Genomic DNA, 15,598 nt, shown 5'->3' with positions numbered 1-15,598 from the left:
ACATGAAAAATATCTGACAAAATTCAGTTATCTTAAAAATTTAAACATTTCTAAATACTTCTTATCAAGAGCAGGTGGAGGGACGAGCCCGACGAAGCCCGGCAACCGATCTACAATTGTAGACACGGTGCTAATTCTCGCAGCGTTACGCTGACAGATAAGGAGCTGGTTGTAAAAAAACCTCTCCTTAGCTGAGAGGTTTTTTTATTTAACTAGGAGGTTATAACAATGAGCGGAATTATAGCGACGTATTTAATCCACGATGATTCTCACAACTTAGAAAAGAAAGCGGAACAAATTGCAATTGGTTTAACAATTGGCTCGTGGACTCATTTACCACACTTACTACAAGAACAATTAAAACAACATAAAGGCAATGTCATTCACATTGAAGAGTTAGACGAACAAGAACATATTAGCTCTTACCTTGGCAAAAAAGTATCACGTGGACTCATTAAAATTCATTATCCATCGCTGAACTTTAGCCCCGACTTACCAGCCATTTTGACAACAACATTTGGAAAACTTTCGTTAGATGGGGAAATTAAACTAATTGATTTAACATTCTCAGACGAATTAAAAAAACAGTTTCCTGGACCGAAATTTGGAATTGAAGGCATCCGAAATCTTTTACAAGTTCAAGATCGCCCTCTTCTAATGAGTATTTTCAAAGGGATGATAGGACGAAATATTGGATATTTAAAAACTCAACTACGCGATCAGGCAATTGGAGGCGTAGATATTGTAAAAGATGATGAAATTTTATTCAAAAACTCATTAACACCACTTACAAAAAGAATTGAATCTGGGAAAGAAGTTTTACAATCTGTATACGAAACTTACGGACATAAAACTTTATACGCAGTAAATTTAACAGGTCGAACTTATGATTTAAAAGAGAACGCGAAACGTGCGGTGGTAGCTGGAGCAGACATTCTTTTATTTAATGTGTTTTCTTACGGATTAGATGTACTGCAAGCACTTGTAGAAGACGATGAAATTCCAATTCCTATTATGGCACACCCTGCTGTAAGTGGCGCATATTCGTCATCGAAACTATACGGGTTCTCTTCTCCATTACTACTTGGAAAATTACTACGTTACGCTGGTGCTGATTTCTCTTTATTCCCATCACCATACGGCACCGTTGCATTAGAAAAAGAGGAAACTCTTCTCATTACAGAAGCATTAACTGAGGAAGACCACTATTTCAAGAAAAGTTTTTCTGTTCCGTCTGCTGGTATTCACCCTGGTTTCGTTCCCTTTATTCTACGAGATTTCGGTAAAGATGTTGTTATTAATGCTGGCGGCGGGATACATGGACATCCGAGTGGGGCGCAGGGCGGCGGTAAAGCTTTCCGTACTGCCATTGATGCTACTTTGCAAAATACACCACTCCATGAAGTAGATGACATAAATTTACATAGCGCACTACAAATATGGGGAAATCCCTCTCATGGGGTGAAATTATGAGTATTCAAGTATTTTGTGATTTCGATGGCACGATTACAAATAATGATAACATTATGTCCATTATGGAAAAATTCGCACCACCAGAATCCGAAGAAGTAAAGAATAGAATTTTATCACAAGAGCTGTCTATTCAAGAAGGTGTTTCTCAATTATTTCAATTAATACCTACTAGTCTACACGATGATATGATTCAATTTTTAATAGAAACTGCTGAAATCCGTAGTGGTTTTCATGAATTTATACAATTTGTAAATGAAAATAACATTTCTTTTTACGTTATATCAGGTGGAATGGATTTCTTCGTATATCCACTCTTACAAGGAATCATTCCAAAAAAGCAAATTTACTGTAATGAAACAGACTTTTCAAGTGAATTCATTACAGTTAAGTGGCCTCATCCTTGTGATCATCATTGTCAAAATCATTGCGGATTATGCAAATCATCTTTAATCCGTAAATTAAGTGATACGAGTGACTTCCATATTGTGATTGGAGATTCAATTACTGATTTACAAGCTGCAAAACAAGCAGATAAAGTATTTGCCCGCGACTTCCTTATTACAAAGTGTGAAGAAAATCATATTGCTTATATACCGTTTGAAACATTTCATGATGTTCAAACTGAATTAAAACATTTGTTGGAGGTGAAATCATGAAACAACTTTTTCGTCAATGGTATGACTTAAGCGAGATAAAAAAAGAATTAACAACACGAAATTGGTTTCCAGCAACGAGTGGTAATATTTCTATAAAGGTTAGTCATGAGCCACTCACTTTTCTTATTACAGCAAGTGGTAAAGATAAAACAAAAACTACTCCTGATGATTTTCTATTAGTGGATCATCTAGGGGTTCCCGTATTAGAGACTGAATTACGCCCTTCAGCAGAAACAATATTGCATACACATATTTATAACAATACGAATGCCGGGTGCGTACTTCATGTTCATACAACTGATAATAATGTCATCACAAATTTATATAGTGATGCAGTCACCCTTCAAAATCAAGAAATTATTAAAGCTCTCGATATTTGGGAAGAAGGTGCAACAATTAACATTCCTATTATCGAAAACGATGCCCATATCCCAACGCTTGGAGAAAACTTCCGAAAGCATATACAAGGAGGTTCGGGAGCAGTATTAATCCGTAACCATGGTATTACCGTATGGGGCCGAGATAGCTTTGATGCAAAGAAAAGATTAGAAGCTTATGAGTTTTTATTCCAATTTCATATAAAACTATTATCAATTCAAGGAGGCGTTTCTAATGGCGCAAATTCGTATTCATGAAGTAAATACTCGTATCGAAAATGAAGTGGAAGTATCTAAATTTCTACAAGAGGAAGGCGTTTTATATGAGAAATGGAACATCTCTAAGCTTCCTACTCATTTAAATAAAAATTATTCGTTAACAGATGAAAACAAGGCTGAAATATTAGCTGTGTTTTCAAAAGAAATCGCTGATGTTTCAGCGCGCCGAGGTTATAAAGCACATGATGTAATTTCACTTTCAAATAGCACACCTAACCTTGACGAATTATTAATTAATTTCCAAAAAGAACACCATCATACTGACGATGAAGTTCGCTTTATTGTCAGCGGTCATGGCATCTTCGCTATTGAAGGAAAAGATGGTCGATTCTTTGACGTTGAACTTGAACCTGGTGATCTTATATCTGTACCTGAAAATGCAAGACATTATTTTACCTTACAAGATGATCGCCAAGTTGTAGCTATTCGTATTTTTGTTACAACAGAAGGTTGGGTTCCAATTTATTAAGGTAGCTAGTTGAATAAAAGATTGGAACCCCTTTTCCAATCTTTTATTCACTCTACATATATACATCCTCCTATGGAACAGGCTTATTTCATAACATTGAAGTAAGCCTGATTTTTTATTCACTAAAATAATTTGTCCCTTTCGTTTGTTCAAATCAAATATCTCAAATCACACTTCCACTTTATCAAGTACATTTCGGAACACTTTTTGAACATTTATTGAACTTTTTTTAATTTTTTCTGAAAATTCTGTTTTGTGTATGATATACTACAACTAATAAGAAGGAAAAGAATATTGCAAGCAGAGGGGGATAATCATGAGTTTACTTATCGCACTTATACTAGGAGTTTCATGTGGAGCTATTCCTGTCATTTTAGGAGCTATTATGGAAGAATTAGAAGTTGGTGTTTTAGGTTTTGTTGCATCTTGTGTAAGCGCTTTATTTTTCGGTTTGTACGGTGCTATTCCTGTTGCTATCCTGTGCGCATTTTATATAGTACGCCATGCTCGCGCGAAACAGTTTGGTCCTAATCACATTGCACAAGTTATTCCATTCCCAATTGAACGATGCCGCCGCGCTTCCAGCCTATAAATTATCCAACTTAAATATTATGCCTGCCTAAATAAATAAAAAGTCCTCAAATGAGGACTTTTTATTTATTTTCTTCTAGAAATTGAAACAATTCTTGCAAATGAAGTGCATCTTCACTATAGCTAACGGATACGTGACATGTCCCTTCAATCTCAGCATGCATATAAAGGGCAATTCCATCTCGATCATATTTCAATGCCAAATAAAACTCCATTTCCTCTAACATCTTTTTTGAAGTTCGGATAACATAATGCCCTTTCTCATCTCGTCCATATTCGAAACTTGGCTCAAAATCGTATTTTTGTTTAAAAGCTTCTTTTTGCTTATCATTAATCTGTACACAAGTTGATTGCTGCACAGCATCAATTATCTCGTCAAATTTTTGGAGATCCATCTCATTTACCCCTTTATGTATTTTTTGTATAATACTTGTGTTCCGCTATTCTCTTCTCCATCTGCGATTAGTTCCTCATACAATTCCTTCGCCAAAGTTAAACCAGGTACTGGTAATTGTAATTTTTCAGCTTCATCTAAAGCAATCTTCATATCTTTCATAAAATGCTTCACATAAAAACCAGGTTCAAAATCTTCCTTTAACATTCGAGGAGCTAAATTACTTAATGACCAGCTGCCTGCTGCGCCTGTCGAAATACTCTCTAATACTTTATCTGCATTAAGCCCAGCCTTTTTCGCATATGCCACCGCTTCACATACACCTATCATGTTAGAAGCAATTGCAATTTGATTGCACATCTTTGTATGTTGTCCACTGCCAGCAGGACCTTGCAACTGAATATTTGTTCCTAGTTTTTCAAATAGCGGTAAACAACTATCATATATTTCTTTCTCTCCACCAACCATAATTGCTAGTCTAGCTTCTTTAGCACCAACATCTCCTCCAGATACTGGTGCATCTAGTGTATATATATTCTTACTCTTCGCAAACTCATGGATACGTTTTGCCAATGTCGGTGTAGATGTTGTAAAGTCAATTGCTATCGTACCCTCATTCGCATGTTCTAAAATTCCATCTATCCCAAAATACACTTCTTCTACATCATGAGGATAACCAACCATTGTCATAACAACATCAACTTGCTTTACTAACGCTTTCGGTGTATCGCACCAATTGGCACCATCTTGCACTAAAGAAGCTGCCTTCGCTTTCGTTCTATTATATACATATACTTTATGACCGCCTTGCATTAAATGATGTACCATACTTTTTCCCATTACACCTATACCGATGAAACCTATTGATAAAGTTTTACGTTCCATTTTCTCATCCCCTTTGTTCTAATAAATCATTTACCATCTTTCGGAACTCTTTATTAAAATCATCATCCATACTATTTTTCACATTTGAAAATAAAATAACAAAAGTTCCTTTTTCTTTATTAAAATTATTGAAAGTGTTCCAACCAGATAATACACCATGATTATGAAAATAGTCCGGATATATATAAAAACTAAATGCATACTTCCGTTCTGCTGAAGGTGTAAACATCGCTTGTATACTTTGTTCAGAAAGAAGCTTTCCATTTATAATCGCTTCATCTAATTTCTTCATATCTCCTACTGTCGTATACATCTCACCAGAGCCATATAACCAGTCCATCCCTAATTTTTGCGCTGGTACAAGTTCTTGATCTTTCTTCACATAACCCTTCGTGAAGTTTTTATCTCCAGGCACCATATTTCCCATACCTGATTCATGCATCTCTGCCTTTGTAAATATATTTTCTTTTATATAATCTCCTAAAGGCTTTTTCGTTATGTTTTCTATAATATAAGCAAGTACCATATAATTATAATCCGTATACTTCCAACCTGTTCCTGGTGGAAAATCTAACTTTTGACTTCCAATCCAATTTATTAAATTGATACGTGAAGCTACATTAACCTTTCCTTTCCCATTTTCCGGTAAACCAGATGTATGCGTTAACAAGTGATATAACGTAATATTTTTATCTGCTGGAAATGAAGGAATGTATTTATTTACATTATCTTGGATATTTAACTTCCCTTGTTCTTGTAACTGTAAAACGGATGTAGCAACAACTGTTTTCGTAATAGAACCGATACGATATTTTGTTTGAGGCGTATTTTCTATTTTATTTTGAACATCAGCATATCCATATCCTTTATTCAATATAACATGCTCTTTATCTGTCACCAAAACTGTCCCATTAAATTGCTTTCCTACTAAATATTGATCTAACTTTTGAGATATACTAGCATAATCGATTTTTTGTACTTCTTCTATATTATCCTGTACCTCTGACTCAATAGCGGGAGTTACCTTTGTTGTTAATACTACTTGTTCCTTTAGATCGGGACTATAGAGAAAATAGTATACTCCGCCGCAAACTACAGCAGACAATGAAGCCATAATCATTATTTTTTTTTTCATATTGTTCCTCCATAATTACTTCGTGAAGAATGGTCCCCCACATTCTATTATCAGGCAATAAAAAAAATCGCAACAATTTGTTGCGAAAAATCACATTTTTTCCTTTCTATATATACATACTTGATTTTTTCCCATTTTTTTTTGCTTCATATAATGCAATATCCGCTCTTTGCATTAATTCCTCTTTAGTAATTCCTTGCTCATATAACGCAACTCCAAAACTCGCTGTTAATTTCGAAATTCCAGAGAATTGCTTTGTTTCAATGAAAAATCGTAACGATTCCGCAACTTGAAACGCTTCTTTTTCTACCGTATCTGTCACTAATATTATAAATTCTTCTCCTCCCCACCTTGCAAATATATGTTGATGTTCAACTTTAGATTTCATAAGATCTGCAAGTTGTACTAATGCTAAATCGCCAAAATCATGACCATGTGTGTCATTTACTGATTTAAAGTTATCTATATCAAACAAAATAAGTGCTATTTTTTTATCATTACGTATTACATTCTCCCACTCTGTCTCCAATATTTGTTGGAATTTCAAACGATTATATATTTCTGTCAATGAATCTATCATAGCCAGTCTTTCTTGCTCTTGATAGATTTCATCTAATTCTGTAATCTCTGTGCATTTTACTATAAATCGCGATAAGTCTTCTGGTAATGGTGTCGCACGTAATAAAAAGATAGAAGCTTCCCCTTCATAATTGTGCATCTTAATTCTTCTTCCATTTGATAAAGTATCATCCAGCCATGTTACATCGTGAGTCGTCGAATAATATCCGGTCTCTCTTATAAGATGTTCTGCAAACACTAAATGTTGTTCACGATAGGTAAATAAATTATCATATCCGAAAAACTCTAAAAAATTTGTATTACAATCAACAATCTCATCATCTTCTACTATAAATAATAAATCATTTTGAAAATCAAACATCGTTTGAAGTAATTCCTGTTGTAAACTTACTTGTCGCACTAAAGAAAGCTGATATAAACTCTTATTCACTTCCTCCAGTACTACTTGTGGGGTTACTGGTGCTATAACAATATTACGTATTCCTAACAGTAGTAAATCTGCAAACTCATTGTTTATCTGTTGATCCCAAATGATAATGAATGTGCTCTGTGAATTATATATATTCTTTATATATTTTATTTGAGCAAAATCTGTTACATACATAATTACAATATGCGGTCTAGTTCTATGAAACAACATTTCTCCTTCTTCAAAACTATTTGCTATAAACATACATTTTGGATGGACGTTTTCTATCGTTTGTTGATGTGTACATCCATCTTCTATATAAAGGACATTCAACTGAAGATCTTGTAATACATTTTGGAAAACAGTATTCTCTAATAAAAAATGTAGTATGTTCATCACTAGTCTTCACTCACTTCATATATCTTGTTCTACTGAATTCCTCGCAATCATTTTATAAAAAATAGTTCTCAAAAAAATCCGATTAGTGAGGAATGCATATTAACAAGCTAATTGAGAATGTTATCTTCGCTTATCTACTCTGGAAATTCCTTTTTTAGTTTATGATTATAGGAATTGTATCGTTTGTATGAATGCCCCATCTCGTTACTTAAAACTTGACAATTAAAATAAAGTTATTATATTCTTAAATTCAATAACTTACAAAATGTAAGTAGAATATATTACATTTATTTTATATTAAGTTGATATGTAATTTGGAGGATATATAATGACAAACAATGACTTTTTTAACGTTTTATATGAACGCACATCTACACGTGCATTCAACCCTGAAAAAGAAATTTCATCTACAGAATTACATGAAATTTTAAAAGCCGCTGCACAAGCACCTTCTGCTTGGAACTTGCAACACTGGAAATTCCTTGTTTTCCAAGGCGAAAACGTACAAAAACGATTACATCCAATTGCTTATAACCAACAACAAATTCTTGATGCTTCTGCCGTAGTCGCTATTTTAGGTGATTTAGAAGCATATAAAAATGTTGAACCTGTTTACGGTCCAATTGTTGAACAAGGATTTATGAAAGAAGAAGCAAAAGAGCGCTTAGCTAAAAACATTGAATCTGCATATACTCGTGAGCAATACCCACGAGATGCTGCCTTTTCAAATGCTGCTTTAGCAGCAATGCAACTTATGCTTGCTGCTAAAGCAACTGGTTGGGATACTTGCGCTATTGGTGGCTTCAACCCACAAGCACTAATGGAAGAATTTAATGTTTCATCTCGTTACGTACCAATTATGCTTATTACAATTGGTGAATCCACTTTAAAAGGTCACCCTGCACCGCGCATGAGCGTAGAACAAGTGAGTGAATGGGCGAAATAATAAAAAAACGAAGGTAATTTCATTACCTTCGTTTTTTTCAGAGTGTTGGGAAACCCTTTAGGGTTCCCAACACTCTGAAATCTTTTTGATTTTAGCAAATGAAAACAACATAAAATAATAGAATTTAGAAAAATAGCCCTCCACCAGACCCTTTTTGGTCAGATGGAGGGCTATTTTTTTCATATTTTGACAAGCTGAGGTGAGATAAGCCTGCATTTGGACAGACTTCAGCCCCCGAAACCGAGCATATCGATAGCCATGGAGTTCTTTGGCGTCCGCAAAGCTTCGCTCTATAGTTGAACAGCGTACTTTATACAACTTTTTCCCTGTAACTGTTAGCTTGTTTTTTCTAGCGATATCTTTATATTTCTCCCATACATGATGAGTGATAACTTTTTGTTTCTGTTTCTTTGAAAAGCACACCTCACGTAGCGGACAAACAGCGCAGTCTTCTGGATTCGATTTATATTGACGATATCCTTCGCGATCCGTTGTCGCATACTCTAAAATACATCCCATCGGACAAGCAAATGCATTCATTTCTTCTACATATTTAAATTGGCTTTTCGGTACTTCTTTATTTCGCTTTCCAAATCGGCGATACCCCATCACCATAAATATATTTCTTTCTGATAATTTCTTACAGATATAACCTGTAAAATAGCCTGCATCAAGAGCTACAGCTTCCACCTTAAATCCGAATTTATTAATTTGAGCTTGTAGACGTGCTAAATACGGCTCGGAATCTGCCATATTTCCAGCCGTTATATAGGTATCTGTAATGATATTGTACTTCGCATCAGTTGTACGATGATCTAAGAAATGAAAACCGTTCGGTTTTCCATCTCTCATTAAAAATCCACTATCTGGATCCGTAGTGCTTATACGAGTTTTTTTAGTAGGGGTATCACTTTCCTTTCTAGGTTTTAATTCTTTTTTCCGTGTACCTCACGATCTTCGATTACCGCAGCTTCTAGTTCATCTATATAAAACTTTGCCTTTTCTTTTTTATATTTATGTACAAATTTATTTTTATTAGCATTGGCCTTAATATGTGTAGAATCTGTCATCAGTGCACGTCCTCCCACCATCCGGTTCTCCGTCGCTTGCCTCACAATCTCATCAAAAATTTCTTCGAAAATATTTGTATGAATAAAACGGGTACGGCGATTCCAACTGATTGTAGAATGATCTGGAATAGTATCTGATAGAGAAAACCCTAAAAACCAACGGTAGGCGATATTCGTTTTAATCTCCTTTTCCAATTGACGCTCAGAACGAATACCATAAAAATATCCAATAAACATCATTTTGAATAAAACGATAGGATGGATTGACGGACGTCCATTGTTTTCACAGTAATAAGGGCGTAACTTCTCCTCAATAAAATCAAAACGAATTGTCGCTTCAATCGCACGAAGGAAATGATCTTGTGGAACTAACTCTTCTACAGAAACAGATACACGTTCATCGCGATGATTTTTTAAAGCACCCATCATAAGAAATCTCTCCTTTTCCTCTTTTTTATCAGTGTTGACACATAAAAAGAGGTTCAGACACAAAAACAGGCTGTGGAGAAGACTTTCTCCACAGCCTGAAAAAAACGAAGGTAATTTCATTACCTTCGTTTTTTTATATTCTGTTACACATCCGTAATATTACAATGTATTATTCGACATCTATACGTAGAGAAATCGTAATTTTCATGCTATCCCCATAAACAAATATGGCGTTTTGTGTCGAAATTTGTTAAACCACCGAAAGATAACCGTGTGTTTTTGTTACAATTGTGATACAATGATAACAAATAGATAACAAGAGAGGGATTTTCATTGAGTTCATACGGAAGCTTTATCGCACTTTTAAGTTACATAGTAACTGTACTACTGCTATATTTTATTGGCGATGCTGCAAACATATCAGTGTTACAATTCCCAAAAGAAGAAGTGTTCCAATTAGAAGCAGAAAAACATACTGCACGATCCATTGCACCACTACTCCTAGCTCTTCCTGTATATATCATCGTTTTATATAAAAGCAAAAAAGTGTAAAGGCTACCTAATTTATTTCATTTCGGTGGTCTTTACATTTTTTTGTGATATTCCCCCTATTTTAAACATCATTCCATACTAAATACCCATCTAGTCATTTAAAATGAGAAAATCCCCTAGAAAAATTTTCATTATCTGTCCAGTCACCGACTACCGAACTTACATAGATTATAAGTGTGAAGGGGGTGATGAGGATTATGTTTGGATCATTTGGATGCTGTGATAACTTTAGAGAATGTCATCATCGTGAAAGAGAGTGTGACCATCGCGATCATCGCGAGAAAGAGAGAGAAGAAGTTAGACCACAACGACCTGCTGTATGTCACGTACTTGCTAACATCTCAGTTGGAACAGAAATTTCTCTTTTAAGCATTAGAGGCGATGGATCATTCCGTAATTTAATTTTTGAAGGTTTCGCTAACGGTGTTGCTCTTTTCTCTGCTTTAGCTCGTAATAATAACGACAAAGATAATAATAATAATAATAATAAAGACGATAAGAACAATCAAAATCAAAATACTTTTACTGGCATTTTACGTGTATGCCCAACTGATATCGTTGCAATCGCTATCTAATTCTGTTCTTTATCCTTAATAGCCGCAAAATAAGATTTACTTTTCTCATAGAAAAAACCTGAGATCGATTTCGAATCGTCTCAGGTTTTTTTACTATTATATGCTTTTAACTAATTCAACAACTTCTTCAGCAGTTGACATTGTTAATGCTTTTTCTGCTAATGTTTCCATTTCTGCTTTTGACAACTTGCTTAGTTGTGTTCTTGCAGGAAGGATAGATGTTGCACTCATACTGAACTCATCTAAGCCTAATCCTAATAATAACGGGATAGCAAGTGAATCTCCCGCCATCTCACCACACATACCAGCCCATTTGTCCTCTTTATGAGCAGCGTCGATAACCATTTTTACAAGACGTAAAATAGATGGGTTATATGGTTGGTATAAGTAAGCTACTTGTTCGTTCATACGGTCCGCAGCCATTGTGTATTGGATTAAGTCGTTTGTTCCGATAGAGAAGAAATCAACTTCTTTTGCGAATTGATCTGCTAATACTGCTGAAGCTGGAATTTCAACCATCATACCAACTTCAATAGAATCAGAAACAGTTGTACCCGCTTCTACAAGTTTTGCTTTCTCTTCTAATAAGATCGCTTTCGCTTGACGGAACTCATCAAGAGTTGCAATCATTGGGAACATAATTTTTAAGTTACCGTATACGCTAGCACGAAGTAATGCACGAAGTTGTGTACGGAACACATCTTGCTCATCAAGACATAAGCGAATTGCACGGTATCCTAAGAATGGGTTCATTTCTTTTGGTAAATGTAAGTATGGAAGCTCTTTATCTCCACCGATGTCAAGTGTACGAACAACGACAGGTTGACCTTCTTTTACACCTTCAAGAACTGCTTTATACGCATCGAACTGCTCTTCTTCTGTTGGAAGATTGTCACGGCCCATGTATAAGAATTCTGTACGGTATAAACCAACGCCTTCTCCGCCATTATCGATAATACCTTGTACATCATTTGGTGTTCCGATATTAGCAACAAGCTCAACGTGATGTCCATCGCTTGTTACAGTAGCTTGGTCTTTTAATTTTGCCCATACAGCTTTTTGCTCTTCAAATTTCGCTTTCTTTTCTTCAAACGAACGAAGAGTTTCTTCTGATGGATTTACAATTACTTCTCCATCTAAACCGTCAATGATTACGATATCGCCGTTTTGGATTTTCTCCATAACAACTTTCGTACCAACAACAGCTGGAATTTCCATAGAACGAGCCATAATTGCAGAGTGAGATGTACGTCCACCGATATCAGTTGTGAAACCTTTTGCATACTTACGGTTTAACTGAGCTGTATCAGATGGTGTTAAATCTTCAGCAATAATGATTACTTCTTCAGAAATTGTACCAGGATTTGAGAAGTTAATTCCTAGTAAATGTGCAAGAACGCGTTTTGTTACGTCGCGAATATCCGCAGCACGTTCTTTCATATATTCGTTATCCATGTTTTCAAACATAGAAATAAACATTGATGCAACTTCATCCATTGCAAATTCAGCATTTACTTTTTCGCTATTTACTTTATCTTTTACTGGATTTACTAATTCCGGATCATTTAATACTAATAAATGTGCTTCAAAGATAGCAGCTTTATCAGCACCTAGCTCAGCAAAAGCGTGGTCCTTAATAGCTTCTAGTTCAGATTTTGCTTTCTCAAGCGCAGCGTCTAAGCGTGCAATTTCAGCAGCTTCGTTCGTAATTGATTTCTTTTCAATGTTAAATTCAGGATTCTCAAGTCTGAAAGCCTTTGCAATAGCAATCCCACTTGATGCAGCGATCCCTTGGATATTAAGAGTCATTATTCTCCTAATCCTTCGTTTTTCATAGTTTCTTCGATAGCTGCTAGTGCTTGAGCTGCATCATCACCATTTGCAGTGATCTTAATTTCCGCGCCTTGTTGAATTCCTAAAGACATAACACCCATGATTGATTTTAAGTTAACGTTTTTTCCGTTATACTCTAAGTTAATGTCAGAACCAAATTTGCTTGCAGTGTTTACAAGTAGAGTTGCTGGACGAGCATGAATTCCTGAATCGCTAGTTACTTTAAAGATTTTTTCCATGATAATTTATCTCCTTTAAATTACGTATTTTTTTAGTTGTATAGACGTGAGTACTACATCATCTATTGTATATAATAGGCGATGTTCGGTCAACCACATCGCCTATTATAATTATAAACATTTTGCGTCAAATTCCTATTGAATGTCAATAATAGCGTTTTCGCCCTTTTTAACATTTCCATCTTTTTTCAATTCGACTTGTTGCCCTTGTTGTAAATTCGTAAAGACGATTGGTGTAATAATAGATGGTGCATTTTCTTTTACAAATGCAAGGTCTACTTTTAATAATGGTTGTCCTTGCTTCACTTTATCACCTTGTGCTACAAGCGCTTCAAAGCCTTCACCATTTAATTTTACAGTATCAATACCAAAGTGGATTAAAATTTCTTTTCCACCTTCAGACTGAATACCAATCGCATGTTTTGTAGGGAATACATTTACAATCTCACCATTAACTGGAGAAACTACTGTTCCTTCTGTTGGCTCAATCGCAAATCCATCTCCCATCATTTTCCCTGAGAATACTTGGTCAGGTACTTCTGTAATCGGTAAGATTTTCCCTTCAATTGGTGAAACGATTGTTTCATTTTCATCAACTTGTTGAGGAGTTTCTTCCACTTTTACAGGCTCTTCTTTTTCAACATGAGGTGTACGACCTGACATAATATCATGAATTTGTGATTTTAATGTGTCAGATTTCGGTCCAAAAATAGCTTGAATGTTATTTCCAACTTCAAGTACACCAGCTGCTCCAAGCTCTTTTAAGCGGTCTTTATTTACATTCTTTTGTTCGTTAACTTGTACACGTAAACGAGTAATACAAGCATCTAAAGAAGCGATATTTTCTTTACCACCAAGTGCTACTAATACTTCACGTGGAAGTTCACCTGCTTCTGTTTTTCCTGCACCGTCATTCGCATTTGCTACTTCACGACCAGGTGTTTTTAAATCCCATTTACGGATTGCAAAGCGGAATCCGAAGTAATAAATAACTGCTAGTACAAGACCAACAATAATTACCCACCACCATGCTGTACGGCCTGGTAGTACACCGAATAAGATAAAGTCGATTAAACCACCAGAGAATGTCATACCAATTTTAACACCTAAAATTTGCATTGTCATAAATGATAGACCAGCGAATACTGCGTGAATTCCGAATAATACTGGTGCTACGAATAAGAATGAAAATTCAAGTGGTTCTGTAATACCTGTTAAGAAAGATGTTAATGCAGCAGATCCTAAAATACCAGCTGCTAATTTTTTATTTTCTGGACGTGCTTCATGGTACATTGCTAAAGCAGCAGCTGGAAGACCGAACATCATGAACGGATACTTACCAGTTGTAAATGTACCTGCTGTTAATTCTACACCATCTTTTAACTGTGCCATAAAGATTTTTTGGTCACCACGGATTAATTCGCCAGCTGCATTTGTATACTGACCGAATTCGAACCAGAACGGTGAATAGAAAATGTGATGTAGTCCAAATGGAATTAATGAACGTTCGATTAAACCGAATATAAATGCTGCTAACGTTCTATTTGCATCAATCATTTGATGTGAGAACGTATTTAAGCCACCTTGAATGTATGGCCAAACGAAGCACATGATAATACCTACTACTAAAGAGAATGTTGCAGTTGCGATCGGTACGAAACGCTTACCTGCAAAGAAACCTAAGTATGATGGTAATTCAATGTTGAAGTATTTATTATAGCAATATGCAGCTACTATCCCGACGATAATACCACCAAATACTCCTGTTTGTAGCGTTGGAATTCCTAATACGTTTGCATATGCTGGATCTGCAAATCCAATTTTCACTGGATCTGTTCCAGAACTTGTTACTTTCACTAGCTTATCTACTTCTAAGAACACACTCATCGTTTTGTTCATAATTAAGTAGCCGACGAATGCTGCTAAACCAGCTACTCCATCTCCACCAGCTAAACCAATTGCTACCCCAACTGCGAATAATAATGCAAGGTTAGCAAAAATAATATCACCCGATTGTTCCATAATTTTTGCAACCATTACGAACCAATCTGCTTTTAAAGCAGGAATAACATTTGTTAACTGTGGATTTTGAAATGCATTACCAAATCCAAGTAAAATACCTGCTGCCGGTAAAATCGCTACTGGAAGCATAAGCGCTTTTCCGACTTTTTGAAGAACACCAAAGATCTTCTTAAACATGGAAACCCTTCCTCTCTTATCTATATTGATACTTTTCGACAAACGCCAAAAAGGCATGAGGAAACAAAAGATAGAACGATAGCTATACAAAGGGTAGTATGTCCCTTTA

15 protein-coding genes, 1 pseudogene and 1 riboswitch are annotated in these 15,598 nt (G+C 35.5%); of the genes and pseudogenes, 8 read left to right on the top strand and 8 right to left on the bottom strand.

What is annotated here, in order from left to right:
* The first annotated feature begins 58 nt into the window (after nucleotides 1–58).
* Nucleotides 59–164, top strand: a riboswitch (SAM riboswitch).
* Between the two features lie 64 nt (nucleotides 165–228).
* From mtnW to CDB3_RS03975, 5 genes are all read left to right on the top strand, one after another.
* Complete coding sequence (gene mtnW, locus CDB3_RS03995; RefSeq protein ID WP_128853541.1) at nucleotides 229–1,473, top strand: 2,3-diketo-5-methylthiopentyl-1-phosphate enolase; 1,245 nt, start codon at nucleotides 229–231, stop codon at nucleotides 1,471–1,473.
* Nucleotides 1,470–2,129: a 2-hydroxy-3-keto-5-methylthiopentenyl-1-phosphate phosphatase gene (locus CDB3_RS03990; RefSeq protein ID WP_128853540.1), complete on the top strand. Its 660-nt coding sequence runs from the start codon at nucleotides 1,470–1,472 to the stop codon at nucleotides 2,127–2,129. The genes mtnW and CDB3_RS03990 overlap by 4 nt, the downstream gene beginning before the upstream one ends.
* Nucleotides 2,126–2,764, top strand: a complete 639-nt coding sequence (locus CDB3_RS03985; RefSeq protein ID WP_128853539.1) for a methylthioribulose 1-phosphate dehydratase — start codon at nucleotides 2,126–2,128, stop codon at nucleotides 2,762–2,764. The genes CDB3_RS03990 and CDB3_RS03985 overlap by 4 nt, the downstream gene beginning before the upstream one ends.
* Complete coding sequence (locus CDB3_RS03980) at nucleotides 2,742–3,254, top strand: 1,2-dihydroxy-3-keto-5-methylthiopentene dioxygenase (RefSeq protein ID WP_128853538.1); 513 nt, start codon at nucleotides 2,742–2,744, stop codon at nucleotides 3,252–3,254. Before CDB3_RS03985 ends, CDB3_RS03980 begins: the two co-directional genes overlap by 23 nt.
* 316 nt (nucleotides 3,255–3,570) lie before the next feature.
* On the top strand, nucleotides 3,571–3,846 hold the full coding sequence (locus tag CDB3_RS03975; RefSeq protein ID WP_128853537.1) for a hypothetical protein: 276 nt from the start codon (nucleotides 3,571–3,573) through the stop codon (nucleotides 3,844–3,846).
* Between the two features lie 61 nt (nucleotides 3,847–3,907).
* Here the strand turns inward: CDB3_RS03975 and CDB3_RS03970 are convergent, their stop codons facing one another.
* The 4 genes and pseudogenes from CDB3_RS03970 to CDB3_RS03955 all read right to left on the bottom strand — a co-directional run bounded on the left by CDB3_RS03970 (nucleotide 3,908) and on the right by CDB3_RS03955 (nucleotide 7,643).
* Entirely contained in the window at nucleotides 3,908–4,240 is a 333-nt protein-coding gene (locus CDB3_RS03970; RefSeq protein WP_128853536.1) for a DUF3909 family protein, read from the bottom strand.
* Between the two features lie 5 nt (nucleotides 4,241–4,245).
* Nucleotides 4,246–5,124 (bottom strand): NAD(P)-dependent oxidoreductase, encoded by an 879-nt coding sequence (locus CDB3_RS03965; protein WP_128853535.1) that lies wholly within the window; start codon nucleotides 5,122–5,124, stop codon nucleotides 4,246–4,248.
* Nucleotides 5,125–5,128: 4 nt separating this feature from the next.
* A complete protein-coding gene (locus CDB3_RS03960; protein WP_128853534.1) occupies nucleotides 5,129–6,259 on the bottom strand; it encodes a serine hydrolase domain-containing protein in 1,131 nt (376 codons plus the stop codon).
* Between the two features lie 90 nt (nucleotides 6,260–6,349).
* Nucleotides 6,350–7,643 (bottom strand): annotated as a pseudogene (locus CDB3_RS03955) (GGDEF domain-containing protein).
* A gap of 331 nt (nucleotides 7,644–7,974) precedes the next feature.
* On the opposite strand from CDB3_RS03955, the gene CDB3_RS03950 reads away from it, so the two are divergent.
* On the top strand, nucleotides 7,975–8,592 hold the full coding sequence (locus CDB3_RS03950) for a nitroreductase family protein (RefSeq protein ID WP_071746939.1): 618 nt from the start codon (nucleotides 7,975–7,977) through the stop codon (nucleotides 8,590–8,592).
* A 57-nt stretch (nucleotides 8,593–8,649) separates the two neighbouring features.
* Here the strand turns inward: CDB3_RS03950 and CDB3_RS03945 are convergent.
* Nucleotides 8,650–10,091 (bottom strand): IS1182 family transposase gene (locus tag CDB3_RS03945; RefSeq protein ID WP_372708522.1). Its coding sequence is split into 2 segments (ribosomal slippage): nucleotides 8,650–9,530 and nucleotides 9,530–10,091, totalling 1,443 coding nucleotides; the frame shifts between segments, so codons are not numbered across the junction.
* A gap of 333 nt (nucleotides 10,092–10,424) precedes the next feature.
* Between CDB3_RS03945 and CDB3_RS03940 the strand changes: the two genes are divergently transcribed.
* Complete coding sequence (locus CDB3_RS03940) at nucleotides 10,425–10,643, top strand: hypothetical protein (protein WP_071746940.1); 219 nt, start codon at nucleotides 10,425–10,427, stop codon at nucleotides 10,641–10,643.
* Between the two features lie 197 nt (nucleotides 10,644–10,840).
* The gene (locus tag CDB3_RS03935) at nucleotides 10,841–11,218 is read left to right on the top strand and encodes a DUF3915 domain-containing protein (protein ID WP_128853533.1); all 378 of its coding nucleotides are present in this window, start codon (nucleotides 10,841–10,843) and stop codon (nucleotides 11,216–11,218) included.
* 96 nt (nucleotides 11,219–11,314) lie between these two features.
* Here CDB3_RS03935 and ptsP read toward each other — a convergent pair whose 3' ends face one another.
* The 3 genes from ptsP to ptsG form a co-directional block, all read right to left on the bottom strand.
* Entirely contained in the window at nucleotides 11,315–13,027 is a 1,713-nt protein-coding gene (ptsP, locus tag CDB3_RS03930) for a phosphoenolpyruvate--protein phosphotransferase (RefSeq protein ID WP_128853532.1), read from the bottom strand.
* On the bottom strand, nucleotides 13,027–13,290 hold the full coding sequence (gene ptsH / locus CDB3_RS03925; RefSeq protein WP_000411079.1) for a phosphocarrier protein HPr: 264 nt from the start codon (nucleotides 13,288–13,290) through the stop codon (nucleotides 13,027–13,029). The genes ptsP and ptsH overlap by 1 nt, the downstream gene beginning before the upstream one ends.
* Nucleotides 13,291–13,425: 135 nt before the next feature.
* Entirely contained in the window at nucleotides 13,426–15,489 is a 2,064-nt protein-coding gene (gene ptsG / locus CDB3_RS03920; RefSeq protein ID WP_071746943.1) for a PTS glucose transporter subunit IIABC, read from the bottom strand.
* Between the last annotated feature and the right edge of the window lie 109 nt (nucleotides 15,490–15,598).

This window comes from Bacillus sp. CDB3 (assembly GCF_002081505.1).
Lineage (GTDB): Bacteria > Bacillota > Bacilli > Bacillales > Bacillaceae_G > Bacillus_A > Bacillus_A cereus_AT.
This window is presented reverse-complemented; position numbering and strand designations above follow the sequence as displayed.